This window comes from Mucilaginibacter sp. CAU 1740 (assembly GCF_039839285.1).
In the GTDB taxonomy this organism is placed as follows: Bacteria; Bacteroidota; Bacteroidia; order Sphingobacteriales; family Sphingobacteriaceae; genus Mucilaginibacter.
This window is the reverse complement of the sequence record NZ_JBDOQS010000006.1, coordinates 280,347-306,978: the sequence shown is the minus strand read 5'-3', so window position 1 is coordinate 306,978 and position 26,632 is coordinate 280,347. Positions and strand designations below refer to the sequence as shown.

Sequence of the window (26,632 nt, the reverse complement as noted above, 5' to 3'; positions counted from 1 at the left end):
CTGTACTAATCTATGGGTGTATTAATTATGATTCAAAAGTAAAAAAACATACAGATAAATCCATATAATATCGAGAAAATGCCAGAAAATGGAGGTAAACTCCATCTTAAACATGTTCTTAAATTGGGGGATATTACGGTATGTACCTATAAGTGTATTTATTAGCAATAACACGGCCGCTAAAATGTGCAATAAATGCGCGCCTACAAAAACATAAACAAAAGAACGGGATGCGTTAGGATCAACAAAATAGATCCCCATTTTGAACGTTAGCACATAACAGGCATAAACCTGTAGCGCGAAAAACGCCAAGCCTAAACCCAGGGTGATCCACAAATACAATTTTTGTTTATCAAACTGTGATTGCTTTGCTGCCCTCGATGCTAAAAATAAACTAACGCTGCTTAAAGCAATAACAACGGTGCTATATAAAAACGAGCCCGGCAAGATCACGTTTAAGCCATGGCCGCTGCCTCCGCTGTAAACGATAAAACCACTGGTAAGCGCAGCAAAAAGCATAAACGATGTGAATATGAAGATCCACATGTTAAACTTTTTGGCACCAAGGTTAAGCCTGTCGTTATCTTGTTCAATCCTTGCCATCATCTCACTTAACTACAAAATTCACTAAAAACATTATCTGAACTACCGGCAGGTAAAAAAACGAGCCGAACATTAATTTACGTGCCTCGGGGATTTCACGTGTACGTAATAACATAAATGCCTGGTATAAAAAGATCAGGCTGCATATCAATGATACGCCACCTACCCAATAACCGCCGTAACCGTAAATAGTTGGCAATAAACTTACCGGCACCATCACAATGGCAAATATAAAGGTAATTACCGCGCTGGTTAAATCTCTTTTTCCCGATGGTAATAACCTGAAACCAGCCAATTTATAATCATCATCCAATACCCATGCAATGGCCCAAAAATGGACAAACTGCCAAATGAACTGGATGCTGAACAATATTATCGCTATCTCATCAATCCTACCGTGCACCTGTGCTGCCACATACCCGATAAGCGGTGGTAAAGCACCTGGTATAGCTCCAACAAAAACCGCTATCGGCGATTTACGTTTCAGCGGTGTATAAGCAAAAGCATATAACAATATCGAGAACACCGATAGTAATCCTGTCAATAAGTTTAAGCTTCCTAACAGGTAAGTACCAGCCATTCCCATTCCTAAACCTAATACAAGCGCTTGTCCGGTTGTCATTTTTCCCGAAGGAATAGGACGATCCATGGTACGCTTCATCAGTTTATCAAGATCCTTTTCGATGATCTCGTTAAACGAATTGGCAGCTGCGGTAACCAGGAAACCACCGATGATCAACTTAACCCAATCAATCCAGATAACGTGGCCATTGGCCCTACTACCTATTAAAAACGATATTGATGCCGAGAACACTACCAAAAAGGTAAGCCTCGTTTTTATTAGTTTTGAAAAATCAGCCCATTTCATTTGCTTACCTCCCTACCTTTAACACCCTGAAATAAATTCAAAAGCAAATAAAACTGAGCACCGAACAATAAACTGGCCAGCACAATGTGCGATGCTTGTGCCACCGGAGGTAATGCCATATAGGATAGTAATATGCCGGTAACGATCTGTAAAGTGATGATCAAAAATGTAAAGCTCATCAACTGCTGTTGTGTAGAGTGACGATTAAAACTTTTCCTGATCAATGCAAACAAAGCTACGTTCAATATCAAAACTATAATGGCGATATCCCTGTGCTGCTGAAATATCTCTCCTGCATTAGCAACCCAACTATCACGATAACCTCCCTGAAAATGGTTGGCAACCGCGTCTATCTTTTCACGGACTTCAGTACCGAAAGCTATTTGCATAGTGCTAATAACAAGCGCCGCAAAAGTTACTATAAATACCAAAGGCTTAGCACTACCTGTGTGTTTACCGGATATACGCGCTGCATGATAGGTATAAATACATATAGCCAATATAGCCAGGGCAAGCAGCATGTGTACGGTAACTATCCAGGCAACCAAATTTGTTGATACAACTATAGAACCTAACCAAGCCTGAAAACCTACCAATATGAGATTAAAAAAACTCAGTACAGCAATACGTTTATCTGTTTTCCAATAGCTGAAAGAACAAACTAATGATGCCAACAGGAAGAAACCAGATAAAACGCCTACCAAACGGTTAACATATTCTGTCCAGGTTTTGCTTGCGTTAAACTCTTCCGGAACAAGGATCGACCTGTCTTCGCGAATGCGTTTTGCAAGGTCGCTGTAACCAAATACATCCAGTGTTTTAGCAAAACGTTGGTTCTTCTCAATCCGCTTGGCTACATATTTTTGTTTGTAATCCTTCGGTAGTTCGCTGATATCAGTTGGAGGAATATACCTTCCAAAACATTTTGGCCAATCAGGACAGCCCATACCTGATCCTGAACTACGTACAACACCACCGGCAAGTATCAAAACAAAAAGTACAATAATTGTAGCAAGATTGACTTTCTGAAACCTATTTTGTGCGGCTGTGCTCATCTAAATATTTCTAAAAATTTAGGGCACCTTGCCAAGTCGGAAGTTCTAAGTTTTAAGTTCAAAGTATTATAAACTCAGGACCTAAAACTTCCGACTCAGGACTTAACCGGGTACCCTAAAAGATCAGATTATAGTATTAAATCTATTTAACTTGTTCGTTTGCTTTCAGTGTACTTGTGTACTTATTCAATGCTTCCAAACCTGCAGGATTATCTTCAAAATCGTGCGGAAGGTTTGAGCTCATGGTTTGAGAATAAGGCACTGTTTGCGGGATATAATCCTCTTCTGCCCCTGGCTTGCTGTAATCATATGGCCAACGGTAAACAGTTGGGATCTCGCCTGGCCAGTTGCCGTGTAAATGTTCTACCGGAGTAGTCCACTCCAAGGTGTTTGACTCCCATGGGTTCTGAGTAGCTTTAGCACCTCTAAACATCGATACAAAGAAGTTATAAAGGAAACCAAACTGGCTCAACGCCGCGATGATAGCTGCCCATGTAACGAATGTATTGATGGTTAACCATTTTTGCATTGAAGCAAACTCGGTGAATGCATAGTAACGACGAGGTACACCGTCCAAGCCCATAAAGTGCATTGGGAAGAATACCAGGTAAGCACAGATAAATGTTAACCAAAAGTGCAGGTAACCTAATTTCTCGTCCATCATACGGCCGAACATTTTAGGAAACCAGTGGTAAACACCTGCAAGCATACCAAATATCGCTGCCGAACCCATTACTAAGTGGAAGTGGGCAACTACGAAATAAGTATCGTGTAAATTGATATCCAAAGTAGCGTTACCCAGGAAGATACCTGTTAAACCACCAGAGATAAAAAACGAAACCATACCGATAGCGAACAACATAGCAGGTGTAAACCTGATGTTACCGCGCCATAATGTAGCTAACCAGTTAAATGTTTTTACCGCCGATGGTACCGCAATGATCAACGTAGTGATCATGAATACACCACCCAAGAATGGGTTCATGCCAGTAACAAACATGTGGTGTCCCCATACGATGAACGATAATACTGTGATACCGATCAGTGAGTAAACCATCGCGTGGTAACCGAAGATAGGTTTACGCGAGTTTACCGACATTACCTCTGATGAGATACCCATCGCAGGCATAATTACGATATATACTTCCGGGTGACCAAGGAACCAGAATAAGTGCTGGAATAAGATCGGGCTACCACCTTCAAACGGTTGTTGTACACCGTTCAATACGATATCAGATAAGTAGAAGCTTGTACCAACGCTACGGTCAAATATCAACAATACCACACCGGCAACTAATACAGGGAAAGCAAGGATACCTAATATAGCGGTTAAGAACAATGCCCAGATAGTTAAAGGCATTTTCCAAAGGTCCATACCTTTTGTACGCATGTTTAATACAGTACTTACGTAGTTGATACCACCCATTAATGATGATGCAACAAACAATACCATACTGATCAACCACAAGGTCATACCTTCACCAGAACCTGGCATAGCTTTAGGCAATGCAGATAATGGGGGATATATTGTCCAACCACCACTGGCCGGGCCTTTTTGTACAAAGAATGATGATAACATGATAACACTGGCCAAAAAGAATAACCAGTACGAAAGCATGTTCATGAATGGCGAAGCCATGTCACGTGCACCTACCTGCAATGGGATAAGCAAGTTGGCAAAAGTACCACTCAAACCTGCAGTTAATACAAAGAATACCATGATGGTACCGTGAATGGTAACCAATGCAAGATAAAAATCAGGGCTGATACGTCCGTTAGGAGCAAAACGACCTAATAATGTTGTTAAAAGTGGGAATGTTTTTTCAGGGTAAGCAAGCTGGATCCTGAATAGTATCGATAATATCATCGCGATAACCGCCATAGTAATACCTGTTATCAGGAATTGCTTGGCAATCATCTTGTGGTCCATGCTAAATACGTATTTAGACAGGAATGATTGGTCATGGTGATGTTCGTGACCGTGGTCGTCGTGATGGGCTACTTCGTGGTCGTGAACTGCTAATGTTGACATATCTCTCTTTCTTATCTTAATTAATTATTTACCGCTAACCTATTTGCTGAAACATTACTTTGCGGCTCATTGGCCGAAGCGAAGTTCAACTCTTTCTTTAAAGCATCATTGAGGTAAGGTTTTTGCCTTGACAACCATGATTGATATTCGGCTTCAGAAACTACACGCACAACTTTTTGCATGTTGTAGTGACCGCCACCGCATATCTTGTTACATAAAAGGATGTATTCGAACTTAGGATCATCCAATTTTGTACGCATTTGCGCGGTAGTAATAGTAGGTACAAATTTAAAGTAGGTTGGTAAGCCAGGAACCGCGTTCAACTGTACCCTGAAGTAAGGGATGTAAACGCTATGGATCACGTCTTGAGCCAAAATGTTAAGCCTGATAGATTTATTAACAGGTAGGTACATGGTATCAACCTTTAAATCGTCAAAGCTGCTTTTCTTTTTGAAGTTTACGCCCAGGTTATTATTGGCGCTTACCAAACGGAAATCTTTAGGACCTAATTTACCATCTTTACCAGGGTAACGAAGTTCCCATGCAAACTGATGACCGGTTACATCGATATTGATATCGCCATCAACGTTTTCGCTGTTCATAATTTTTTGCCATGTAAAGAAACCGAACACTACCAGGATTGTTAAAACAACAGCTGGGATAATGGTCCAAATTTTCTCGATGGTATTATTATGCGGCAGGAAGTGCGCGCGGCGTTTTTCAGAATAACGGTACCTGAACAGGAAAGTAAACAGCAAGATCTGGGTGATGAAAAACACTATCATCGTTAAAATTGTAGTGACGGTAAACATCTCATCAATTTTAACACCGTGTTGCGAAGCTGCTTCCGGCAAGGTCATGCTTCCCTGTTCGGTAAACGACCAGTAGGAACCATAAAGACCAAGGATAAGGAAAATGAGACAGATGATTCCCATTACATTATTCCATTTCAAACCTTTTTTACCCTGCATTTTCAGGGTTAGGTCATACACTTTAAGGATTTTGCCAACAATAGCAATACCTAAACAGATCAGGAAAAATATAAGCACATAGTATGCAACCCCTGTCCAGTCAACCTTTGGAGCTTCCGCCTGGCCTGCAGCTGTACCGCCGGCTTCGGTTTGCGCCATCAACAGGTTCGTGCCCAAAAGCATGAACGCCGCGAAGAACGATAGTAATTTTTTAGAATTTATTAATTTTCTGAATCCCATTTTAGTATGCTGTTTGGTATTCCGTATTTTGGTGCAAATGTAATAATATTATATGTGTAGGTGTAAGCTTTCCGACAAGAACGGGTGCTTTTTAGGAGCCAACGCCTTGAACTTGGTTAAAGCTGTCATTGCCAGGAAGGTGAACAAGCCACCAAAGCCTATAAATGTACCTGCCTCTATCCAACTGATCTCGGTGTACCAGTGTTCAGTTGGGCCAATTGTACCTGGCATAACCATCATAAAGTAATCTAACCAGTGACCGATGATCAGGATAATACACATGATCTCAACTGTACGGTAAATACGTTTTGAATCGCGCGACATTAACACCAATAATGGAGTAAGGAAGTTAATCACGATATTGATCCAGAACCAAGGTTTAAACTCAGGCTCCCAACGTTTAAAGAAGTAAACAGTTTCCTCAGGTAAGTTAGCGTAGTAGATCAGCAAAAACTGAGCGAACCAAACGTAAGTCCAGAAGATAGAGAAACCAAAAATGAATTTGGTTAAGCTATGCATATGATCTTCAGTAACCCATTCAAAATAACCGATCCTTTTTAGCCTGATCAATACAAGTGTGATAACCGATAAACCGCTTACCCACATTGCAGCGAAGTTATACCAACCAAACATGGTTGAGAACCATTCTGCCTCTAAAGACATGATGGTATCGAACGCGTAGATAGGAGTTGTAAAACCGAAGATCACCAGGAACAAGCATGACATGTTGAAGCTCTTTTTGTAGTAGAACATACCACCCAGATCGTCTTCCAATTCTGAATATTTAGCTAATAACCTGCCGAATATGCAATATGAACCAAGGAATACAACTAAACGGCCCAAAAAGAACCATTTGTTCATGTAACCTGATTTACCTGCGATAATTGCGTTATAATTTTCGCTGTGAGGATCGGTAACACCAACAGCACCCCAAATTTTGTATAAATAAGGAGCCACCACTTCTTTACCTTCCTCGTTAGTAACGTGATGAGTTATAGAAAGACCGGCCAAAACAACAGCGATCAAAATTAAAGCCGCAATTGGAAGTACTTTTCCAAAAGCCTGCGGAATCCTGATCATTGAAGCCGACCAACCAGCCTGCGCAGCGTATTGCACCGCGCAAAAGAAAATACCGCACATACAAACCGCTGCGAAGTAATACGACATGATCAAAAGGTTAGCGAATGTACGCTCGGTTTGACCAACCGCGAAGCCTAAAGCTACGATAACCAAACCAACCACGATAGCTGCAAGGCTCCATGTTTTGGCTTTGCCCACAAATTCGTATCGTGCGTCAAAATTATTATGAGTCTTCATTAATATCTTTTCTTATAAGGTTTGTAAATGGTGAACATACATTACCACTTTCCAACGTTCTTCCGGAGATAACTGTGATGCGTATGAACCCATCGCGTTTACGCCGTAAGTAATGGTGTGATAAATTTTACCGTCGGTAAGATCTTTCATTGCACCACCGCGTGATGACTGACCTTTTGAATATGACGGTGGCGGCGGATAACCGTGTTTGGTTACTTCACCATCGCCCTGTCCGTTAATACCGTGGCAAGGAGAGCAAAAATGCGCGAACAATAATTTTCCATCCGCATAGTTTGCCTGGGTTTGCGCAATTACGGTTTTAACCTCAACGCTGGCCAGTTCATAACCATCTTTAGTATTTGGATAGTCAAACCTTGTGAAACCAATTGGAGTAGTTCCCGCAGGTGGCACCTGCGCGGTTTTACCATCTTTAAAATTGTTATTTTTCTGATCAGGATCGTATGCCAAATGCTCGTACATATTAGGTGCATACTCCCAGCCCGTGCTCCTTTTATCTTTGCACGACGTGAAAACTATCGCAGCGGTGATAATAGTAACAAGTGTTCCTAATACTTTAATTTTATTCATAGCTAACATATTTTCTATCGTTATGCTTCACTTCTGTAGCACCCGCTTCTTTTAGTAAATTAGTGATATCGTCGTGTGGGATATTTCCTTTAGCGTTGATAGCGATCACAAACTTGTCGTCAGTTGCCCGCAAATCCATTACCCTTGGCGTACGGCCGGGGAAAAGGTGAGTAGCAAAGAAGAAAGTGAAAGTCATACCGAACGAAGTCCACAAGATTGTCCATTCGAAAGTAACCGGAACAAAATCGGGGATAGCAAAAGAGTTTTTACCACCGATGTTCATAGGCCAGTCATGAACCAGCATGTAATAAACCATGCTAAACATGATCGATCCACCTAAACAACCGAACATAAATGCCGCGTAACCCAAACGCGAATCCTTAATGTTCAATTTAGCCTCGATACCGTGGATAGGCATCGGGGTATAAACATCATAAATAGGAACGCTGTTTTTTTGCAGCTTATCGATCCCGTGCATCATTTCATCGGGATCATCAAAAACGCCTAATATATATTTAGTGCTACTCATTGTAATATTATGCTTTTAGGTATTCAGACTGGTCAACACTATCAAATTTCTCCAATGAAGCGATGTAGAATTCTGCTTCTGCAGGTACCACATGGCCTTCTTCCATAAGTTTTTTCTTAGACTGCTCGCTCGAGCTTTTCAGCAATAGTTTAACTTCGGCCATAGCCACTGAAGGTAATACCCTGATGAACAACAGGAACATGGTAAAGAATACACCTATCGAACCGATGAAAACGCTTACGTCAACCCAGGTTGGATAAAACATCGCCCAGCTTGATGGGATAAAGTCGCGGTGTAACGAGGTTACGATAATTACGAAACGTTCGAACCACATACCGATGTTTACCACGATAGATAATACCCATGACAATGGAATATTGGTACGGATCTTTTTAAACCAGAACAGCTGAGGAGTAATTACGTTACAGGTCATCATGCTCCAGTATGCCCACCAGTACGGACCCGAGATACGGTTTGCGAACGCGTATTGCTCGTATTCGTTTTGTGAGTAGAAAGCGATGAACAATTCTGTTAAATAAGCCACACCTACTATCGAACCGGTTAACATGATGATCTTGTTCATCGATTCGATGTGGAACATGGTGATGTAGTTTTCCAAACCTAATACTTTACGTGCGATAAGCAACAGGGTTTGCACCATGGCGAAACCTGAGAAGATAGCACCCGCAACGAAGTATGGAGGGAAGATGGTGGTGTGCCATCCTGGTTCCAGTGATGTTGCAAAGTCCATTGATACAATGGTGTGTACCGAAAGTACCAGTGGTGTTGAAACGCCCGCAAGGATAAGCGATACGGTTTCAAAACGCTGCCAGGTTTTTACTGAACCAGTCCAGCCGAATGAAAGTACTGAATAAATTTTGCGGCGTAAGCCTTGTGCACGGTCACGGATGGTAGCGATATCAGGCAATAAACCTGTGTACCAGAATACCAATGAAACCGAGAAGTATGTTGAAATCGCAAATACGTCCCAGATAAGCGGTGAGTTCCAGTTTACCCATAATGAGCCATACTGGTTTGGAAGTGGCAATGAATATACTGCCATCCAAGGGCGACCCATGTGAGCAGCGATATAGGTGGCCGCACAAATTACCGCGAAGATCGTCATCGCTTCTGCAGAGCGGTTGATGGAGTTACGCCAGTTTTGACGGAACAGTAACAATACGGCCGAGATCAATGTACCGGCGTGACCGATACCTACCCACCATACGAAACCGGTGATATCCCATGCCCAGCCTACTGTTTTGTTCAAACCCCACTCGCCCAAACCGAACCAGAAGGTCCAGCTGATAGCGAAAACCCAAAGCAGAGCGCCAAGCGAGGCTACGCTAAAACCGATCCACCAGGCTTTACCCGGCATATTTTCTACAGGGCGTAATACATCATTCGTAATTTTTGCATACGTGATGTCCTTACCCGTAATTAACGGTTCCCTTATTATTGATTCACTATGAGATGCCATATATCTTAATCTCTGTATATAAAATTTATGCCTGAGCTTCAGTTTCTACTATGTTCCTGATTTTGGTTTGGTAACCAATACCTGGTTGTACGTTCAATTCTTCAAGCACGTAGTAAGTTCTTTCGCTTGCAAGTGCTTTTGAAACCTCCGAGTTAGGATCGTTCCTGTTACCGAACACGATAGCGTTAGCTGAACATGTTTGCTGACAAGCCATTTTGATCTCGCCATCTTTCAATGGGCGTTTTTCAATTTTAGCTTTCAGTTTACCGGCCTGGATACGTTGGATACACATTGAGCATTTCTCCATAACACCACGGAAACGTGTAACTACGTCTGGGTTCAATACTAATTGTGTATGCTCACCTTGCAGGTAGTTATCGAAACGAGCGTCGTTCCAGTAGTTGAACCAGTTAAAGCGGCGTACTTTGAACGGACAGTTGTTAGCGCAATAACGTGTACCTACGCAACGGTTGTAAGCCATGTGGTTCAAACCTTCTGATGAGTGAACGGTAGCTAATACCGGGCACACAGTTTCGCAAGGTGCGTGGTCACAGTGCTGACAAAGCATTGGCTGGTGAACAACCGATACATTATCAAAGTTATCAAGCTTATCTATCTCTTTCTCTTTAGATACTGCTTCTTCAGCATCACCATGATCATTGTAAGCATAGTAACGGTCGATACGGATCCAGTGCATTTCACGGCGACGTGCAACCTCTTCTTTACCTACAACCGGGATGTTATTTTCAGCGTTACAAGCTACCACGCAGGCACCGCAACCGGTACAAGCATTAAGGTCGATAGCCATAACCCAGTCATAAACAGGGCGATCGTGGTTATCCCAAAGTGATTCTGCATTGTAATCTTTACGGCCATGCTCGTTACCACTACCTTTAGCAGGGTTCTTTTTGTATTCAACAAAAGTAGCCTCGCGGATCACGCTCCTACCCTCGTACGAGTGGTGGGTTTGTGTTTGAGCTAACGGAGATTTGTAACCTGAAGATTTGAATGAAGCTACAGCTGCAGTTTGGAAAGTACCATTGCTTAAGCTGAAGAATGGGTAAGCATTTTTACCTACGTTGTTACCAACCGGACCAGCATTTGTACGTCCGTAACCTACAGCTACTGATAAAGTGCCTTGAGTTTGACCTGGCTGAGCCAATACCGGCAACTCTACTGAGTAACCATTAGCATCAATTTTGATCACATCACCCTCTTCCAGTTTCAATTTCTTCATATCAGAAATTGACATGGCAGCGAAGTTATCCCAGGTAACTTTAGATACCGGATCTGGCAGCTCCTGTAACCATGGGTTGTTGGCAAATCTTCCATCACCAATAGCCGGGCTTACGTAAAGGCTCAATTCAAATTTGTCGCCATTAGCAGCAACAGCTTTGCCTTGAGTTAATATTTTTTGAGCTACACCGGCAAGGTCAAGGCTAAAAGTATAAGAAGCCGCGGCTACAGGAGCAGCGATCACCATACCTGTTTGCAACAGGGTTTCCCAACCTTTTTGGCCAGCTAAACCGCCTTTTGCTAACAAACCCGAATCCCAGGTTTTGCGAACGTAGGTGTAGTAATCTTTTATAGGGTTTTCCATCCAAACCAATAAGCTATGCTCGGCCTGGCGGGTGCTGTAAACAGGATTAATAGTTGGCTGAATTACAGTGTAGTAACCTTCAACAGCGTTGGCATCACCCCATGATTCAAGGTAGTGGTGATTTGGCGCGTTAACTGAAGATAATAAAGCAGTTTCATCAGCATGATCAGCAAATGATACGCTTAAACGTGCTTTTTTCAAAGCTGCTGTAAACTCAGCACCTTTATAATAATCGTAAGCAGGGTTAACATTCAGGAAGAATACTGCACCTACATCACCACGGTTAAGTTCACTTACAAACTCAACAAAAGTAGCGTCGTTACCGGCGTATTGTTTTGATGGGTTATCCAGATCAATAGTTGTACCGTAGCTACCTAACAATGAGTTGATGGCGTTAACCAATACTTGTGTAGCAACATCGTTTGATCCTGAAACAACAAGGGCTTTACCTTTAGCTGCAACAAGTTCTTTAGCTGCCAACATAATTGCGGTATCAACTTTTTTGCTGCCGGTTGCTTTTGAACCAGCTAAAGTGGTACCTGCAATAGCATTGTATAAGTTGATCAATGCAGCACCCATTTCTGATGGTTTGGTAGTGATACGAGCATCGGCGTTAGTACCGGTTAAGCTCATACCAGTTTCAAACTGAATGTGGCGCGACATTTTTTTGTTAGCAAGCGATTTGCTGTTACGGTTTGATACGTACTGGCGGGTAAATTCTTCGCCCGAGATCCAGGTACTAAGGAAATCAGCACCAAAGCTTACAATTACATCAGCTTTATCAAAGTTGTAGTGAGGCAATACTGCTTTACCAAAGCTGTTTTGATTAGCCTGGATGATACCGGTATATGATACCGCATCATAATTGATGTGTTTTGTAGTAGGGTATTTAGTGATGAACTCGGCAATAACAGCTAACGTTGAAGGGCTGTGTACAGTTGAAGTTACTATACGGATACCTTTACCTGAAGCGGCAACAGCGGCAAGTTCTTTTTTAACATAAGCATCTGCTTCTTCCCAGCCTGCTTCAACACCTTTAATTTTAGGGTTTTGCAAACGGTTTACATCGTACAGGTCAAGTACAGAAGCTTGCGCCTGTGCACTTAAACCACCTTTTGAAAAAACATCGTTAGGGTTACCTTCAACTTTAATAGGACGGCCTTCGCGGGTTTTAACCAGGATAGCCTGACCTTCGTAGCTTGAAGAGTAGTAGTTGGCCACACCCGGGGTTACCTCTTCAGGTTTGATCAGGTATGGGATCGATTTATGCACCGGCACTTTCTGACAAGCCGCCAATGTAACCGCACCTACACCAAAGCCTAGCGCCTTTAAAAAGTCGCGGCGTGGGGTTGGAGCTGATAAACCAGATCCGCTAAGCAGTTCCTCGATAGGAAGCGGCTCGGCAAATTCGTTTTTATTTTTCTCAACAAATTCTGGTGTTCTGTTTAGTTCTTCTAAACCTTTCCAGTATTTTTTATTGCTGTCCATTTAAGCTATATAAACTGTAATGCTAAATTCTTTTTATTAATAGTGACATTTACCGCACTCGATACCGCCTAACACTGCTGCGGTAACTTTCTCACCTTTCTTGATCTTATCGTGAGCGGCCAGGATGCTATCGTAGTAAGCATTGCCTTTACCGTTAACTTCGGTACGTTTGTGGCACTGGATACACCATTTCATAGTAAGCGGAGAGTATTGGTAAACCTCTTTCATGGTTTGTACCGGACCATGACATTGCTGACATTTGATACCACCAACTTTTACGTGTTGAGAGTGGTTGAAGTAAGCAAGATCTGGCAGGTTGTGGATACGTACCCACTGAATTGGTTTAGCCATTGTGCTATCATACTTCTGGGTTTTAGGATCGTAACCCAAAGCGTCATAGATCTTATGTATCTCTTCCGACTCGGTTTTAACAACCTTGTGGCAGTTCATACATACGTTTAATGAAGGTATTGAAGCATTTTTTGATTTGTATGCACCTGAGTGACAGTATTGGCAATCAATTTTCATCACACCAGCGTGTAACTCGTGCGAGTATTTGATCGGTTGAACCGGCTGATAACCTTGGTGAACGTTAGTGTTCCACAAAGTTTCCCAGCCCCAGCTACCCATGGCGATGGTACCACTAACCAATATAAAGAATACCAGTTTTTTGTTTTTAAGGATCTTGGCGATGAACGCTTTCCTCGCGTCGATAGCAGCCGTACCGGCAGCTTCTGCAGCAAGTGCATCTTCAACCAAAAGGTCTTTGTTTTTCAGTAATACACGCTCTAACGAACCTACTACCCTGTTCAATACCAGGATAACAATGAACGCGATAATGATAATACCGATCAACCCGAAAACAACCATTTCGCTTGGACCACTTTCGGCAGCTGCTGAAGGAGCAGGTGCTTTAGCTTTATCTTCCTGGATCTTTTTCCAGTCTTCGCGAATGTAAGTGATGATGTTGGTTACATCACCTTCGCTCAGGCTGCTAAATACAGTCATACCTTTTTGTTGGTATTTGTTGTAAATAGCTAAAGCTTTAGGATTTTTAGCGGCGATCAATGCCTGGTTGTTCTGGATCCACTGCACGAGGTATTTATCGTCAGTTTCTTCAGTAAGTTGAGGACCGAGTGCCGGACCAGTCATTTCCTGGTCGATTTTGTGACAAGCGGTACAGTTTGCCTTAAAAAGGGCCTCGCCTTTGGCCGCGTCACCTTGAGCGTGTGCAACGGATAAACTTCCAAATGCAAACCCTGCAATCAGTAAAACCGACCTTGAGAATTGTTTAAGAATCAATGAGAAGCTTCTCATACAGTGTATTTATGCTTAATAAATTTGTATTAGATGTGTGAAATTGTTGAAAGAACTTCGTTTCCTCGGGCAATTACAGGCACAAAAGTATAATTTTATAGGCTATCGGTGACACATTTATGACACCAACTATCAATTTATAATCGTTCTAAATAGTTTAAAAATGCCTTTTAAACGCTGCTAAATGCATATTAATGTCATTTAGCATTTTTTTAGCCCAATTGCAGCCAAACTTTAATTATGAAATTTTGACTATTGTTTTAATAACCAGGCAAAAATGAGTGGTGCAACAATAGTTGCATCACTTTCAACTATAAATTTTGGTGTATGAATATCAAGCTTGCCCCAGGTAATTTTTTCGTTTGGCACTGCGCCGGAATATGAACCGTATGAGGTAGTTGAATCAGAGATCTGGCAGAAGTAGCTCCAGAACGGAACATCGTGCATTTCCATATCCTGGTAAAGCATAGGTACCACACAAATAGGGAAATCGCCGGCAATACCACCACCTATCTGGAAAAAGCCAATGCCTTTGCCCGATGAGTTTTTAGTGTACCAATCAGCCAGCCAAGCCATGTATTCGATACCGCTTTTCATGGTTGAGGCTTTAAGCTCACCTTTAATTACGTATGAAGCGAAGATGTTACCCATGGTTGAATCTTCCCAACCTGGTACCACGATAGGCAGGTTTTTCTCGGCAGCAGCCAGCATCCATGAGTTTTTTGGGTCTATCTCATAGTATTGCTCCAGCTCGCCGCTTAATAATATTTTGTACATGTATTCGTGCGGGAAATAACGCTCACCGGCGTCATCAGCATCTTTCCAAATTTTGTGGATATGTTTTTGCAAACGACGGAAAGCTTCTTCCTCCGGGATACAGGTATCGGTTACACGGTTGTAGTGATTTTCTAATAAGTCCCACTCTTCCTGAGGGCTAAGGTCGCGGTAGTTAGGTACGCGTTTGTAGTGCGAGTGTGCTACCAGGTTCATGATATCCTCTTCGAGGTTGGCACCTGTACATGAAATAATGGCGATCTTATCCTGACGGATCATCTCGGCCAGCGAAATACCAAGCTCGGCTGTACTCATGGCACCAGCTAAGGTTACCATCATTTTACCGCCTTCTTCAAGGTGTGTTTCATAGCCTTTGGCTGCATCCATTAATGCCGCGGCGTTAAAGTGCAGATAGTTTCTTTCAATAAACTGCGAAATAGGTCCTCTTGTAGTGCTCATAGTATTTCATTAAAAATTCAGGCGCAAAAGTAGGCATTTTAGTTAAATTGAATTTCAAATGATACTTTATCTTTTTGTGAAGATTTAGCAGTCTCAATTATCTCTCCCCAAAATCACCATTCGCCTCCCCTACCCCGTGTAATTTAAAGTGTAGCTTTACAAACCTTATGCGGCAAATTGGGTTATATTAGCCGCAATAAATACTATGAAAAAGATTATCACAATTACGCTGTTTGTTGCCGGTTTTCAGAGCGCTAATGCACAAATAACCAAGGTGATAAAGCGGATGTATTTTGATAAAGATACCACCCGCAAAAGTAGCTTCGTTATTTTACCAGTGCTAAGTTCGGCCCCCGAAACGGGGTTAGAAGTAGGTGGCGCGGGCTTGCTTTCTTTTTATACAGATACCTCCAAATCAAATACCCGTGTATCAAACGTATTTGCTTACGCCACTATAACAACAAAAGGGCAAAGCCGTTTAAGCCTTACCAGCAACTACTGGACACCCGGCAACAAATACCATCTTACAGGCGGCGTAAGCTATATTAACTTTCCGTTTGATTTTTATGGAATTGGTAACCATACGCTTAAAGCAAACTCCGATCGTCTTGGTCAAAAACGCGTGAAGGTTAATTTCATTGGCGAGAAAAGGATCACCAATAACCTATATGCCGGGATAACCGTGGGGGCATGGGATTATAGCTTTAGGGACGAAGATAAAACGGGGATTTTTTACACCGATCCGCGAGTTGAATATCGTGGCGGTGGCCCAAGTGCCTACATTGGGCCAACTTTAGTATTTGATAACAGGAACAACAACACTTATACCACCAGTGGTATGGTGATCAATACCTCGTTCGAGGCTATACATGGCATGTTCAGCAACAACGGTTATAAAGGCGGTTTCTTCAATATTGAATATTCTCAATTTTTTCTGCTGGCACCTAAATGGGTTCTTGGCCTGGATATCCAGGAACAAAGCCTTACCGGGACTGATTCGCCATTTTATTTATTGCCTGATCTGGGCAGCGATGAGCTGATGCGCGGTTATTACAACGGTCGTTTTCGGGATCGTAATATGATTGCTGGTCAGGCCGAGCTGCGTTATCGCCTCAGCAACCGAATAGGCTTTGCCGGTTTTGTAGGAGGTGGCGAAGTATTTCAAAGCAGTTTTAAAACATCCGAACTAAAACCGAACTACGGCGGCGGCATCCGTTACTTTTTTGATGTGGAGAAAGGGTTGGCGGTACGTATTGACTATGGTGTAGGGCAGAAAACACCTAATGAAAAAAGGTTGACTGGATTTTATATCGGGTTGGGGCAATCGTTTTAATTTCTGAATCAGAATTTACAGAATTTTAGGATTCACAGAATGGCATAGCAATACCCGCTACTCTTTAATTTTAAGCAAGGCATTCTTTATTCTGAAAATTCTCAAATTCTGTAAATTCTGATTCAGACAACCGCTAATACCTCACCCTAAAATCTTCCTTACTCATCCCCGGTTTAAAAAACACCAGCCCGAGGTAATAAAGATCGATAGTTACCCGCACCCGCTCATCTGCTTTTAAAATGCTCCAACCTTTTTTTGTTTTTTGGTTGCGATGAATATTAGTAAACATCAATGTGGTATCATCATGAATATAATGCAGAACTTTTTCAAGATATTGGGTAATATCGTGCACAGCAGCATCGATAATGATCATGTCTGCCGATGCACCCTTTGTGGGTTCAGGCAGATCTAAAAAAGCCACATTGGGAATAGCCTTTTTTATCGGTAGTGACAAAAAACCGCTCTCACCTCCATCAATCGCAACCGTACTCGGCTTAAAATAAACAGCGAAGCGATAAATTAATTGATACACTTTAAACGGCAGCTTATTTATCACCCGCCCGTCAGGATGTTGTGCTTTGACGGTACTTTTAATTTCCCGGTACACTTTTTGGGGGCGATAATCGTATATAACCGTATCGATCAGCTTGTAAACAAATGGCGAATGGATACCGTGCCTGTTGTTGGCTTTGAACCGGTGCAGCAGGTAACTGAGCCCGTACCTAATATTATACATCGCTGTAAAAATAGAAAAGGTTTAGTATTTTAGCATACAGCGTATGATTAATCCCAACGAAGTAAATTCATTGATCCGCCTGTTGGACGATCCGGATGGCGAAATTTTCGATCATGTACATGGTAAGCTCCTTGCTTACGGAGCCGAGGCTATAACTTACCTCGAATCGGCTTTTGAGCAGGCTTTCGATCCGATACTACAGGAACGCATAGCCGATCTGGTTCATGAGATCCAATTCGGCAGTCTTAAAAATGATCTGAAACTGTGGAACCAAAGCGGCGCTTTTGATCTGCTGCAAGGCATCCTCATCATCAACCGTTATCAATACCCCGATCTTGATGAGCAAAAAGTAATTAACCAGATAGAGGCTATTAAACGTGATATCTGGATCCAGATGATGAACGAGGCCAGCCCCAAAGAGCAGATCAAACTCATTAACCACGTTTTTTATAATATATACGGTTTTAGCGGTAACACGGCCAACCACCTCGACCCGCAAAATAGCTACCTGAGCCAGGTGCTTGAAACAAAGAAAGGCAACCAGATCTCGCTGGCTATTATCTATTCAATAGTGGCCCAAAAACTGGATATCCCGGTTTATGGTGTAAACCTGCCCCAGCATTTCATCCTTGCCTACCTTGATGAAAGCCTGCAAAGCGAATTTGAAAGCGGCATTATGTTTTACATCAACGCATTTAACAAGGGCCTGTTATTTGGCAGGCGCGATGTTGATATGTTTTTAAAACAGCTTAACCTAAAATACGATAAGCAGTTTTACGAGCCATGCTCCAACACTGATATCATTAAACGCGTGCTCCGCAACCTCATTAGCGCCTACGAAAACCTTGGCTCGGCCGAGAAGGTTAGGGAATTGAACGAGTTGCTTCAAATAATGGAAGCCCCCCTTGGCCAGTAGGCAGTTGGCGGTTTGAAGTATGCCGTTTATAATGGGCGGTTAAACTGCCAGTAAACAAACTTTCAACTGCAAACTGTCCGCTATAAAACTGCAAACTGATATCCCGTCACACAGGGAAGCGGTTTCATCCCATTTATTTATTCAGTAGTATTGTGCATTATACCTTGCGGGCATAATTAAAAACACAATGAACCAACTGCTAAAAAAGAACCTTAACCTGGGCAAAATTGAATTTTGGGCCGCAAGTACCATTTATGCTTTTGCCGTTATGCTGCTGCTGGCCAAAGTAGCCAATAGTGGTGATACTGAAATATGGACCCCGTACCGGTACATGTTCAATAACTATCACCTCCATTATTCTTACTCTAAATATTATTTCTTCCCGGAGGTGTTCAGGTACACTGGTTATTACGGTGGGTTCCTGCTTTGGAATTTTGTTATTATACCCGCCCTTGCCGAAAAACGCAAAGTGTTTTGGCATGTAACGTTAGCCGCGACACTGTTACTATTTTTCTGGGGATTATTTGGCATCACCGATACCTGGCTTAAAGGCTACCTTTTTTACCACAAAACCGCCGATTACGTTTATAATCTCGTTTTTAAACTGAACGTGATCTACGCCCTGTGGGTTATGATGATGCTTACTTTTTACAGCGCTATCAAATACTCGGCCCAGTTTCTGTTAGGTAATGTTGATAAGATCCAGGCCAAATACCGCATCCTTACACAGGATTGTATTACAGCGATAGTGGTTGTAATGATCATAGCGTTTTTAATGACGCTGGTTGATGCCCAGGTTGAGCTTATCACTACTTTTATTATTACAGCCCCAACCGCGATAGGCATTTATGCATTATCGTTTTACAGCCTCATCCCTCAAACGCTTGATAAAAACAAAGGCGTTTTTATTTACCTTTTAAAAGTTGCCGGTATAATGGCACTTATCAGCATACCTATCGCATTTTTAACGGCGTTGATATTTGATCAGAAAGATCCGGTTGGTATCGTATTCGCTTTTAATTGCAGTATCCAGATCTTGTTAACTGGTCCATTCGCGTGGATAGTTTACAAGCGTAAAATGGCAGGTAACCAGGAGATCACGTTTTTGAAAACCGCACTCGGTCGCTCTACTGCCGATCTGGATTTTCTTCGCTCGCAGATCAACCCCCATTTTTTGTTTAACGCGCTTAACACCCTTTATGGTACAGCTTTACAGGAAAACTCCGACCGTACGGCCGAGGGCATCCAGCGCCTGGGCGATATGATGCGCTTTATGCTACAGGAAAACATGCAGGAGAAAATACTGCTGGTACGCGAGATCGATTACCTGAACAATTACATCGCCCTGCAAAAGCTGAGAGTGCAAACCTCGCCCGATATTGCTATTGTTTTACAGATAGAAGAACATGTTGAAGGGTTGCAGATAGCACCTATGCTGTTGATCCCTTTTATTGAAAATGCTTTTAAGCATGGTATCAGCCTGCGCGAGCCATCGCACATCAACATCAGCTTGCAAACTAAAGATAGCACGCTTTATTTTGATGTTCATAACAGCATCCATGCTAAAACAGCTAACGATACCGAGAAGTATAATAACGGCATCGGCCTGGAAAATGTAAAACAGCGGCTCAGCCTGATGTACCCGGCCAAACACGAGCTGGTGATCCGCGAAAGCGCGAAAGATTTTTTCATACATTTAACTATCCAACTTAAATAAGCATTGATAACAGCCATTGCCATTGATGATGAACCTATAGCGCTTGATGTGGTGCGTTCGCATGCGGCCAAAGTACCTTTTGTAGATCTGAAAGCGGAGTTTACAGATGCTTTTAAAGCGATGGAATACCTGCAACGCAACCCTATCGACCTGCTGTTTCTGGATATCAAGATGCCCGATATATCGGGCATCGATTTGTTAACGTGCCTCAATAAAAAGCCGCTGGTAATATTTACCACAGCCTATACCGAGCACGCAGTAACCAGCTTTGAACTCGACGCGGTGGATTATCTACTGAAACCGTTCCCGCTTACACGTTTTATGAAAGCCTGCAACAAAGCCTATGAGCTATATAATTTCAGGAACACGGCTGAAGTAAAAGATTATGTTTTCCTGAAAACAGGCTACGAGCAGGTAAGGGTAAGCTTTGACGACATTTGCCACCTTGAAGCCACAGGAAACTATGTAAATTTTATTTTGAAGGATAATACGGTAGTAACCCGCATGACAATTACCGAGATTGAAGCGTTATTACCTACAGACAAATTTGTACGGATCCACCGCTCGTTCATAGTAGCTATTAACAAAGTTGATAAAGTAGAGCGGCACCAGATAACGGTTAACGGCTTTGTATTGCCTGTGGGTGGGGCTTATGTGCAGAATTTGGGGATAATTAAATAGGAACATTTCGACGAACAGCGCGTTAGGTAAGTGCGCGGGGGAGGAGAAATCTTGTACGCCATGCATGCCAAACTGTGCATGGCCACTTTGCAGGACGTATAAGATTTCTCTTTCGCTCCCACACTCAACCCACCCCGGCTCTATCGAAATGACATTTTTTTATTTTATGCGAATTTACTCCACCACCAGCTTCTTCAGCATAATACCAATCGTAGCCGTTTTCCGCTTCACCGCCGCGCCATAGCTAAACGCTATCTTATACATTTTTTTGGATTTGACCCAGTTGATAAACTTCGGATCGCAAACGGCGTTTAGTTTATAAACGTGCTGCTCGGGATCGGGTTTATTAACTTCAGATACGGCGACGTAAATAGATTCAGGATTTTTGCAATCGGCGGGGGCATCAGGATCACCTTGCTGGTCGGCTACCAGGTAAACTGCTATATTGAGTGTTTTATGATCGGTATATACGTACCGCTTTTGCAGGTTATTTAAAACGTAGGTAAGATCCTTATTTGATACGTTTTTATAATTGATAGCTTGAGCTAAGGAATTAAAAGCGGCACCTATGGTTATCAGCGCCGCCAACAATATTTTCTTCAACATAAAATGATGTATTGTTAAGGTAATAGCTTTATAAATTCTGTTTACCTCAACAATAAAATCAAGCTACGGTTTTTCTGGTCATTAAAATTCAACAACGTTTATTTCAGGCTGTCTTCTATCAGTTTGATCGCATCGACATTTTTACCTTCTTTAGCTGCAGATAAAACCGTATTGCCCTGCTTATCGGCAAAATGTACATCAGCTCCGTTTTTAATTAGATAACTGATGATTGCAACATTACCTTTATAGGCGGCGTACATTAACGCGGTGCTGCCAAACCAGTCTTTCCAGTCGATATCAATTTTATGATCTACTAAGATCTTAACCATTTTTACCTGGCTCTGCTCAACTGCCAAGATCAATAAACTCATCTCGGCATTCATCATTTTTGGCCTGAAATTAACATCGGCGCCGTTGTTAATTAACTTTTCGGCAACGGTAGTATCATTGGCCTTTACAGCCTTATATAAGTTATCATTACCCGTTTGCGCCTTTACACAAATAGCAGATAGCGCGAAAGCCAGAAACAGGACAAAGTGTTTCATCAACATGAGGTTACTTTCCGCTTAAAAAGCCATTCTCATCCAACCATGAAGCAGCCCATTCAAACCATTTGCCTTTGTTTTTAGGATTGTTCATACCGAAGCCATGGCCACCTTCCTGAAAAAGGTGCATCTCGGCTTTAACCTTATTTTTTAACAAGGCATCGTAAAACAGCAAGCTGTTTTGCACCGGCACAACATTATCATCTTCGGCGTGGATCAAAAATGTTGGCGGGGTATTGGCAGTTACCTGTTTCTCGTTCGAGTACAGATCAACCTGCGCTGCCGATGGCGTTTTACCGATAAGGTTTTCCCTCGAGCCAACATGAGCGTATTCACCAAAAGAGATTACGGGATAGATCAGCATCATAAAATCCGGGCGAACGCTGATGTTCTCTTTATCTTCAATAACAGGCTTATCAAAGTGTGTACCCTCGGTGGAGGCCAGATGCCCACCTGCCGAGAAACCGATAATGCCTATTTTTGAAGGATTGATACCCCATTGGGCAGCATTTTTGCGTACAATATAAATAGCCATCTGCGCATCCTGTAACGGCCCGATAGATTTATCGGCCATGATATCATCACTTGGCAAGCGGTACTTTAGTACAAACGCGGTTACACCAATATCTGCAAACGCCTTAGCAACAGCTTTACCTTCATGATCTGAAGCGAGGCCTGAATATCCTCCACCAGGGCAAACAACTATAGCCGCGCCGTTTGCTTTTCCTTTTTCTGGCAAATAAGGTGTAAGCGTTGGGTCGGTAACTTTGTAGATCCAGTTTCCATCTATCTTTTCGACGTATTCTGCCGGTGCTTTTTTTGAATTGGGTACGCCTTTTGGATAAAGCGGGATCGGTTTTTCCTGTGCAAAGGCAGTTAATGTCATCGCGGTTAAAATGATGGCTGATAGGATGATTTTCATAATTAGTTATAAAGGCAAATTGGATCTGTCCAAAATACAATTAATCTGCCTAAAACAAAAAACGGAGTATCATTTCTGATAACTCCGTTTTTGTTAGATTGATATCTATCAAAGTCGTCATTGCGAGGAACGAAGCAATCCCCGACTGTACAGGGCGGATTTGTATAGCCTCTCTGCTACTTGGGGATTGCTTCGTACCTCGCAATGACGATCTATTTATTACTTTGTTATTTTTTTAACTCTTCGGCCCGCCAAACTCCATCAGGTAGGCTTTCAGAAAATCATCCAGGTCACCATCAAGCACCGCGGCGGCGTTTGAGGTTTCATGATCGGTACGTAAGTCTTTCACCAGTTTGTATGGGTGTAACACATAGTTACGAATTTGCGATCCCCATTCAATTTTCTTTTTATTGCCTTCAATGGCGTTGGTTAACTCCATACGCTTACGCATCTCAATTTCATATAACTGCGATTTAAGCAAGCGAATAGCGTTATCCTTATTTTGTAACTGTGAGCGTGATTCCTGGTTTTTAATAATAATGCCCGATGGTTTGTGGTATAAACGTACGGCAGTTTCCACCTTGTTCACGTTCTGGCCACCGGCACCGCCTGAGCGGAAGGTTTCAAACTCGATATCGGCCGGGTTAACTTCGATCTCGATAGTATCATCAACCAATGGATAAACGTAAACCGAAGCAAACGAAGTATGGCGTTTAGCGTTAGCATCAAAAGGCGATACGCGCACCAGGCGGTGTACTCCGTTTTCACCTTTAAGGTAACCGTAAGCAAATTCGCCTTCCAGCTGCAGGGTTACGGTTTTTACGCCGGCAACATCACCTGGTTGGTAATCCTGTTCGGTTACCTTAAAGCCACTTTTTTCGCCGTACATAATGTACATGCGCATCAGCATACCGGCCCAGTCGCAGCTTTCGGTACCACCGGCACCAGCCGTGATCTGCAATACCGCGTTCAGCTGATCTTCTTCGGCCGAGAGCATGTTTTTAAATTCAAGTTCTTCAACCGCTTTTATGGCGATATTAAATTGCTCCTGCATTTCGGCCTCGGTAGCATCGCCGCCCTGGTAAAATTCAAACATCACCACGGCGTCGTCAACCACCGATACTACTTTTTGAAAAGCATCTGTCCAAACCTTTTTTAGTTTGATGGATGCCAGTACTTTTTCGGCTTCTTTGGGATGGTCCCAAAAATGCGGACCAATGGTTATTTCCTGTTCTTCGTGTAGTAATTCAAGCTTCTTATCAATGTCAAAGATGCCTCCTCAGGGAAGTTACTCTATCCCTTAAATCCTGAACTTGTTCTTTAGTCATACGGCAAATATATATAATTTGAAAATCGCCATAAATAAAAAAGACCTGCAAATTGTTTAACAATCGGCAGGCCCTTCCAGTAGGCAGATGTAATAATATAGATCGTTAAGCAACCATCAGGTTCTTTACAAGCGGATTTAGATCTGTACGGTTTCCGTTAAGTTTGGTTAACAGGGTTCCCAAAGCAAATTCTTTGGCCTCACCGCTTTTTGTTTCTTTAACCAACTCGTTCATTACATTAGGGATCAATGCTTTCGCGGCGGCTAAAGCATTAGCCGGATCAATACTGTAAAAATTGTTAAGCTTGTTAGCAAAACTGTTGGTGATGCTTGATACTAATGAATTGTTGTAACTACCCGAAAACTGAAAATACTTGATCAATTCTTTTACCTTACCACTCTCTAACTGGCCCTTTAACACTTCAATAATAGAACTTGAAGCTTCATTGATCACCGCCTCGTGATGTTTTGCGGGGATTACGGGGTTGTTGATAACAGCCGTCCCGGCGTTATCTTTTACAAGCAAAAACAGTTTCTCAAACATAGTAGTACGTGCTTTTAAAGTAAATTGACAAATTGATGATAAATCCCTCATTTGATTACCATCGACACAAAGATGATAAATAAAAATTTACAAATCCTAAATTATTTTGTAATTCTATTGTAATTCTGGCAATTTTTTGGTGTAAAACAAACACTATCCATACCGTGTTTAATAAACACTATGCCAGACAATTATTTTATTTAACAACCACCTTACAATTAACTTTTTACTTTTGTTAAAAAACAACACAATTATGCTGCCAACTACCGATTTTACAACAACCCAGGCGTATAAATACCTTACAGATCATTACATTGATATTGTATCAAAAAGCCTTAAAGAATTATTCGATGCTGATGATCAGCGTTTTAATAAATTTTCTATCCAATTTGAGGACATCCTGCTGGATTACTCAAAGAATCGTATTGACGATGAAACCCTTGCTTTGCTGATTCAATTGGCTAAAGAGTGTTCATTAAAAGAGGCGATAGAAGCCATGTACAGTGGCGAAAAAATTAACGTTACCGAAGGCAGACCAGTACTGCACATCGCTTTGCGTAACCGCAGCAATACGCCTATTTATGTTGATGGCAAAGATGTGATGCCCGATGTAAATAAAGTGCTCGACCAGATGAAAGCTTTCAGCGAAGCTATCATCAGCGGTGAGTGGAAAGGCTATACCGGCAAACCTATTACTGATGTGGTAAACATCGGCATCGGCGGTTCTGACTTAGGCCCGGTAATGGTTACCGAAGCTTTAAAAGCATATAAAAATCATTTAAACCTCCACTTTGTAAGTAACGTGGATGGTACCCATATTGTTGAAACCCTGAAAGCGGTTGACCCTGAAACTACACTATTCCTGGTAGCTTCAAAAACTTTCACCACGCAGGAAACCATGGGCAACGCTCACAGCGCCCGCGATTGGTTCCTGGCCAGCGGCGCTACCGAGGCTGATGTAGCTAAACACTTCGCGGCGTTATCAACCAATGCAGCAGCTGTTGAAAAATTTGGTATCGATACCAAAAACATGTTCGAGTTTTGGGATTGGGTAGGCGGTCGTTACTCTTTATGGAGCGCTATCGGTTTATCTATCGCCCTGAGCATCGGTTTTGAAAATTTCGCCGATTTGCTTGCCGGTGCCCACGCTACCGATAATCACTTTAAAACTGCCGAATTTGATCAAAACATCCCGGTTATAATGGGCTTGTTAGGCATCTGGTATAACAACTTCTTCGAGGCCGAAACCAACGTGATCCTTCCTTACGATCAGTACCTGCACCGTTTCTCGGCCTATTTCCAACAAGGTGATATGGAAAGTAACGGTAAACATGTTGACCGTAACGGCAAAGATGTTGATTACTCAACCGGTCCGATCATCTGGGGCGAACCTGGCACTAATGGTCAGCACGCGTTTTACCAATTAATTCACCAGGGTACTAAATTGATCCCTGCCGATTTTATCGCTCCTGCACAATCACACAATCCGCTGGGCGAGCACCACAATATGCTGTTATCAAACTTCTTTGCACAAACCGAAGCTTTGATGAACGGTAAAACCGAAGAGGTAGTTATCGAGGAATTAAAAGCAGCCGGTAAATCGGATGAAGAAATTGCCAAGATCGCTCCTTTTAAAGTGTTTGAAGGCAACCGCCCTACAAACTCGTTCCTGATCAAAAAGATCACTCCTTATACATTAGGTGCATTGATCGCTGCTTATGAGCACAAGATCTTTACTCAAGGTATTATCTGGAATATTTACAGCTTTGACCAATGGGGTGTTGAGCTTGGTAAACAACTTGCCGGCAAGATCCTTCCTGAATTGAAAGATGATGCTGAAATTTCAAGCCATGATTCATCAACCAATGGTTTGATCAATCAGTATAAAGCCTGGAGGTAAATCCCCCGCTCCCTAAAGGGGAGCTTTAGTATAAAACACAAAACGCCCGGAATAATTCCAGGCGTTTTGTGTTTTATGTTAGTA

At 42.3% G+C, this 26,632-nt stretch carries 23 protein-coding genes; 5 read left to right on the top strand and 18 right to left on the bottom strand.

Features of this window, described 5'->3' with window-relative positions; genetic code table 11:
- Positions 1-21: 21 nt before the first annotated feature.
- The 12 genes from AAFN85_RS15545 to AAFN85_RS15490 form a co-directional block, all read right to left on the bottom strand.
- Positions 22-606: a cytochrome c oxidase subunit 3 gene (locus AAFN85_RS15545; RefSeq protein WP_347528460.1), complete on the bottom strand. Its 585-nt coding sequence runs from the start codon at positions 604-606 to the stop codon at positions 22-24.
- Position 607: 1 nt separating this feature from the next.
- A complete protein-coding gene (cyoE, locus tag AAFN85_RS15540; RefSeq protein ID WP_347528459.1) occupies positions 608-1,471 on the bottom strand; it encodes a heme o synthase in 864 nt (287 codons plus the stop codon).
- A complete protein-coding gene (locus AAFN85_RS15535) occupies positions 1,468-2,526 on the bottom strand; it encodes a COX15/CtaA family protein (RefSeq protein ID WP_347528458.1) in 1,059 nt (352 codons plus the stop codon). The genes cyoE and AAFN85_RS15535 overlap by 4 nt, the downstream gene beginning before the upstream one ends.
- A gap of 142 nt (positions 2,527-2,668) precedes the next feature.
- The gene (locus AAFN85_RS15530) at positions 2,669-4,558 is read right to left on the bottom strand and encodes a cbb3-type cytochrome c oxidase subunit I (protein WP_347528456.1); all 1,890 of its coding nucleotides are present in this window, start codon (positions 4,556-4,558) and stop codon (positions 2,669-2,671) included.
- Positions 4,559-4,578: 20 nt separating this feature from the next.
- Positions 4,579-5,769, bottom strand: a complete 1,191-nt coding sequence (locus tag AAFN85_RS15525; protein WP_347528455.1) for a cytochrome c oxidase subunit II — start codon at positions 5,767-5,769, stop codon at positions 4,579-4,581.
- 48 nt (positions 5,770-5,817) lie between these two features.
- Positions 5,818-7,086 carry a quinol:cytochrome C oxidoreductase gene (locus AAFN85_RS15520; RefSeq protein ID WP_347528453.1) on the bottom strand — a complete coding sequence of 423 codons (1,269 nt, stop codon included), beginning with the start codon at positions 7,084-7,086 and terminating at the stop codon, positions 5,818-5,820.
- A gap of 12 nt (positions 7,087-7,098) precedes the next feature.
- A complete protein-coding gene (locus AAFN85_RS15515; protein ID WP_347528452.1) occupies positions 7,099-7,683 on the bottom strand; it encodes a cytochrome c in 585 nt (194 codons plus the stop codon).
- Positions 7,667-8,203, bottom strand: a complete 537-nt coding sequence (locus AAFN85_RS15510) for a DUF3341 domain-containing protein (RefSeq protein WP_347528451.1) — start codon at positions 8,201-8,203, stop codon at positions 7,667-7,669. Before AAFN85_RS15510 ends, AAFN85_RS15515 begins: the two co-directional genes overlap by 17 nt.
- A 7-nt stretch (positions 8,204-8,210) precedes the next feature.
- Positions 8,211-9,683 (bottom strand): NrfD/PsrC family molybdoenzyme membrane anchor subunit, encoded by a 1,473-nt coding sequence (gene nrfD / locus AAFN85_RS15505; RefSeq protein WP_347528449.1) that lies wholly within the window; start codon positions 9,681-9,683, stop codon positions 8,211-8,213.
- Between the two features lie 25 nt (positions 9,684-9,708).
- Complete coding sequence (locus tag AAFN85_RS15500; RefSeq protein WP_347528447.1) at positions 9,709-12,771, bottom strand: TAT-variant-translocated molybdopterin oxidoreductase; 3,063 nt, start codon at positions 12,769-12,771, stop codon at positions 9,709-9,711.
- Positions 12,772-12,807: 36 nt separating this feature from the next.
- Entirely contained in the window at positions 12,808-14,088 is a 1,281-nt protein-coding gene (locus AAFN85_RS15495) for a cytochrome c3 family protein (RefSeq protein WP_347528445.1), read from the bottom strand.
- Between the two features lie 252 nt (positions 14,089-14,340).
- Positions 14,341-15,321, bottom strand: coding sequence for a deoxyhypusine synthase family protein (locus AAFN85_RS15490; RefSeq protein WP_347528444.1), 981 nt, complete (start codon positions 15,319-15,321; stop codon positions 14,341-14,343).
- A 205-nt stretch (positions 15,322-15,526) separates the two neighbouring features.
- On the opposite strand from AAFN85_RS15490, the gene AAFN85_RS15485 reads away from it, so the two are divergent.
- Positions 15,527-16,654 carry a polymerase gene (locus AAFN85_RS15485; protein ID WP_347528442.1) on the top strand — a complete coding sequence of 376 codons (1,128 nt, stop codon included), beginning with the start codon at positions 15,527-15,529 and terminating at the stop codon, positions 16,652-16,654.
- Between the two features lie 133 nt (positions 16,655-16,787).
- On the opposite strand, the gene AAFN85_RS15480 is transcribed toward AAFN85_RS15485, so the two are convergent.
- Entirely contained in the window at positions 16,788-17,390 is a 603-nt protein-coding gene (locus tag AAFN85_RS15480) for a hypothetical protein (RefSeq protein ID WP_347528440.1), read from the bottom strand.
- Positions 17,391-17,433: 43 nt separating this feature from the next.
- On the opposite strand from AAFN85_RS15480, the gene AAFN85_RS15475 reads away from it, so the two are divergent.
- The 3 genes from AAFN85_RS15475 to AAFN85_RS15465 all read left to right on the top strand — a co-directional run bounded on the left by AAFN85_RS15475 (position 17,434) and on the right by AAFN85_RS15465 (position 20,704).
- Positions 17,434-18,306, top strand: coding sequence for a transglutaminase-like domain-containing protein (locus tag AAFN85_RS15475; protein ID WP_347528439.1), 873 nt, complete (start codon positions 17,434-17,436; stop codon positions 18,304-18,306).
- A gap of 187 nt (positions 18,307-18,493) precedes the next feature.
- A complete protein-coding gene (locus tag AAFN85_RS15470; protein ID WP_347528437.1) occupies positions 18,494-20,023 on the top strand; it encodes a histidine kinase in 1,530 nt (509 codons plus the stop codon).
- Positions 20,024-20,026: 3 nt separating this feature from the next.
- Complete coding sequence (locus tag AAFN85_RS15465) at positions 20,027-20,704, top strand: LytTR family DNA-binding domain-containing protein (protein ID WP_347528435.1); 678 nt, start codon at positions 20,027-20,029, stop codon at positions 20,702-20,704.
- A 174-nt stretch (positions 20,705-20,878) separates the two neighbouring features.
- On the opposite strand, the gene AAFN85_RS15460 is transcribed toward AAFN85_RS15465, so the two are convergent.
- The 5 genes from AAFN85_RS15460 to AAFN85_RS15440 form a co-directional block, all read right to left on the bottom strand.
- Positions 20,879-21,310: a hypothetical protein gene (locus AAFN85_RS15460; protein ID WP_347528434.1), complete on the bottom strand. Its 432-nt coding sequence runs from the start codon at positions 21,308-21,310 to the stop codon at positions 20,879-20,881.
- Positions 21,311-21,408: 98 nt separating this feature from the next.
- Positions 21,409-21,855, bottom strand: coding sequence for an ankyrin repeat domain-containing protein (locus AAFN85_RS15455; protein ID WP_347528432.1), 447 nt, complete (start codon positions 21,853-21,855; stop codon positions 21,409-21,411).
- 10 nt (positions 21,856-21,865) lie between these two features.
- Positions 21,866-22,777, bottom strand: coding sequence for an alpha/beta hydrolase (locus AAFN85_RS15450; RefSeq protein WP_347528430.1), 912 nt, complete (start codon positions 22,775-22,777; stop codon positions 21,866-21,868).
- A 235-nt stretch (positions 22,778-23,012) separates the two neighbouring features.
- Positions 23,013-24,105 (bottom strand): peptide chain release factor 2 gene (gene prfB, locus AAFN85_RS15445; RefSeq protein WP_347528429.1). Its coding sequence is split into 2 segments (ribosomal slippage): positions 23,013-24,044 and positions 24,046-24,105, totalling 1,092 coding nucleotides; the frame shifts between segments, so codons are not numbered across the junction.
- Positions 24,106-24,210: 105 nt separating this feature from the next.
- Complete coding sequence (locus tag AAFN85_RS15440; RefSeq protein ID WP_347528427.1) at positions 24,211-24,648, bottom strand: hypothetical protein; 438 nt, start codon at positions 24,646-24,648, stop codon at positions 24,211-24,213.
- Positions 24,649-24,901: 253 nt separating this feature from the next.
- Between AAFN85_RS15440 and pgi the strand changes: the two genes are divergently transcribed.
- Entirely contained in the window at positions 24,902-26,548 is a 1,647-nt protein-coding gene (gene pgi / locus AAFN85_RS15435; RefSeq protein WP_347528425.1) for a glucose-6-phosphate isomerase, read from the top strand.
- The last annotated feature ends 84 nt before the right edge of the window (positions 26,549-26,632 follow it).

Excerpts from the sequence above, each read along its gene's own strand:
- AAFN85_RS15545 (WP_347528460.1), bottom strand. The coding sequence starts at position 606 with ATGATGGCAAGGATTGAACAAGATAACGACAGGCTTAACCTTGGTGCC.
- cyoE (WP_347528459.1), bottom strand. The coding sequence starts at position 1,471 with ATGAAATGGGCTGATTTTTCAAAACTAATAAAAACGAGGCTTACCTTT.
- AAFN85_RS15535 (WP_347528458.1), bottom strand. The coding sequence starts at position 2,526 with ATGAGCACAGCCGCACAAAATAGGTTTCAGAAAGTCAATCTTGCTACA.
- AAFN85_RS15530 (WP_347528456.1), bottom strand. The coding sequence starts at position 4,558 with ATGTCAACATTAGCAGTTCACGACCACGAAGTAGCCCATCACGACGAC.
- AAFN85_RS15525 (WP_347528455.1), bottom strand. The coding sequence starts at position 5,769 with ATGGGATTCAGAAAATTAATAAATTCTAAAAAATTACTATCGTTCTTC.
- AAFN85_RS15520 (WP_347528453.1), bottom strand. The coding sequence starts at position 7,086 with ATGAAGACTCATAATAATTTTGACGCACGATACGAATTTGTGGGCAAA.
- AAFN85_RS15515 (WP_347528452.1), bottom strand. The coding sequence starts at position 7,683 with ATGTTAGCTATGAATAAAATTAAAGTATTAGGAACACTTGTTACTATT.
- AAFN85_RS15510 (WP_347528451.1), bottom strand. The coding sequence starts at position 8,203 with ATGAGTAGCACTAAATATATATTAGGCGTTTTTGATGATCCCGATGAA.
- nrfD (WP_347528449.1), bottom strand. The coding sequence starts at position 9,683 with ATGGCATCTCATAGTGAATCAATAATAAGGGAACCGTTAATTACGGGT.
- AAFN85_RS15500 (WP_347528447.1), bottom strand. The coding sequence starts at position 12,771 with ATGGACAGCAATAAAAAATACTGGAAAGGTTTAGAAGAACTAAACAGA.
- AAFN85_RS15495 (WP_347528445.1), bottom strand. The coding sequence starts at position 14,088 with ATGAGAAGCTTCTCATTGATTCTTAAACAATTCTCAAGGTCGGTTTTA.
- AAFN85_RS15490 (WP_347528444.1), bottom strand. The coding sequence starts at position 15,321 with ATGAGCACTACAAGAGGACCTATTTCGCAGTTTATTGAAAGAAACTAT.
- AAFN85_RS15485 (WP_347528442.1), top strand. The coding sequence starts at position 15,527 with ATGAAAAAGATTATCACAATTACGCTGTTTGTTGCCGGTTTTCAGAGC.
- AAFN85_RS15480 (WP_347528440.1), bottom strand. The coding sequence starts at position 17,390 with ATGTATAATATTAGGTACGGGCTCAGTTACCTGCTGCACCGGTTCAAA.
- AAFN85_RS15475 (WP_347528439.1), top strand. The coding sequence starts at position 17,434 with ATGATTAATCCCAACGAAGTAAATTCATTGATCCGCCTGTTGGACGAT.
- AAFN85_RS15470 (WP_347528437.1), top strand. The coding sequence starts at position 18,494 with ATGAACCAACTGCTAAAAAAGAACCTTAACCTGGGCAAAATTGAATTT.
- AAFN85_RS15460 (WP_347528434.1), bottom strand. The coding sequence starts at position 21,310 with ATGTTGAAGAAAATATTGTTGGCGGCGCTGATAACCATAGGTGCCGCT.
- AAFN85_RS15455 (WP_347528432.1), bottom strand. The coding sequence starts at position 21,855 with ATGAAACACTTTGTCCTGTTTCTGGCTTTCGCGCTATCTGCTATTTGT.
- AAFN85_RS15450 (WP_347528430.1), bottom strand. The coding sequence starts at position 22,777 with ATGAAAATCATCCTATCAGCCATCATTTTAACCGCGATGACATTAACT.
- AAFN85_RS15440 (WP_347528427.1), bottom strand. The coding sequence starts at position 24,648 with ATGTTTGAGAAACTGTTTTTGCTTGTAAAAGATAACGCCGGGACGGCT.
- pgi (WP_347528425.1), top strand. The coding sequence starts at position 24,902 with ATGCTGCCAACTACCGATTTTACAACAACCCAGGCGTATAAATACCTT.